The organism is Crenothrix polyspora (genome assembly GCF_900163755.1).
Classification (GTDB): Bacteria; Pseudomonadota; Gammaproteobacteria; order Methylococcales; family Methylomonadaceae; genus Crenothrix; species Crenothrix polyspora.
In genome coordinates this window covers 1-1,222 of sequence record NZ_FUKI01000011.1, presented here as the reverse complement: position 1 = coordinate 1,222, position 1,222 = coordinate 1, and the positions used below count along the sequence as shown (strand labels likewise).

The 1,222-nt window shown below is 55.2% G+C and carries 1 protein-coding gene; it reads left to right on the top strand.

What is annotated here, in order from left to right:
* Nucleotides 1-268 precede the first annotated feature (268 nt).
* On the top strand, nucleotides 269-1,222 hold a 954-nt coding region (ltrA, locus tag CRENPOLYSF2_RS00935; protein WP_087142097.1), incomplete at its 3' end, for a group II intron reverse transcriptase/maturase.

Below are 1,222 nucleotides of genomic sequence, written 5' to 3'. Positions count from 1 at the left end.
CGCGTCAAGGTGACTGCCCACCGAGGCCATAGCAAAGCAAACCGGCAGAGAACGTCCAGCACCACCACAGCGCACCGTGCAGCAATGTTCGGTGTGATGCGGCAGAAGTCAGCAGAGGCCATAGTAGCTCTAATGGTGTCAAAAGAGTGAAGGGCTGAACAACGAAACACAAGGAGCAGGCGTACAACCCTCCGTTTATCACTAAAGCCTGACAGGCGAGAGACAACGGGCGGCGCGTGCATACCGAGCCTTGAAAACAGAGATATTTATGGAACAACGCAACGACGATTTATTAACAGCGGTACTCTCCAGAGACAACCTGCTCCAAGCATGGGCTAGGGTCAAATCCAACCGTGGCGCACCCGGCATAGACGGGCTAACCATCGGTGAATTTCCCGACTACCTGCGGGCGCACTGGGCAGACACCCGTGAACAACTCGTTGGGGGGCGATACAAACCGCAGCCGGTGCGACGGGTAGAAATACCCAAACCCGACGGCGGCATCAGGCTACTGGGCATCCCGACCGTTATGGACAGGGTGATCCAACAAGCCATCGCCCAAGTGCTCACCCCCATTTTTGAGCCACAATTCAGTGACTCAAGCTATGGGTTCAGACCAGGCCGTAATGCACACCAGGCTATCTGGCGGGTACGAAGCCACGTAAAAGACGGCTACCGTTATGCCGTGGACATCGACTTGGCCAAGTTCTTCGACACCGTCAACCATGACGTATTGATGAACATACTGGGTCGCAGTGTCCGCGACAAACCGCTGCTGGGCTTGATCGGGCGCTACCTGCGGGCGGGTGTGTTGGTCGGTGGGCACATTGAGCCGAGCGACGTGGGCACACCCCAAGGTGGTCCGTTATCGCCCTTGCTGGCCAATATCCTGCTCAACCAGCTAGACCACGAATTGCATAAACGAGGCCACCGCTTCGTGCGTTATGCTGATGACATGGTCATTCTGGTCAAAAGCCAGAAGGCTGGCGAGCGGGTGATGCAAAGCATTACGCGGTACTTGGAAAATACCCTCAAGCTCAAAGTCAACACGGCTAAAAGCAAAGTGGACTTGATGAGCAAATGCAGCTTTCTGGGCTTCACGATCATAGGCAAGAAAATTCGCTGGACGGATAAGTCCTTGGCGAAGTTCAAGCGCCGTGTGAAAGAGCTGACCGGAAGAAGCTGGGGCGTGTCGATGAAATACCGCTTGTACAAACTGGGG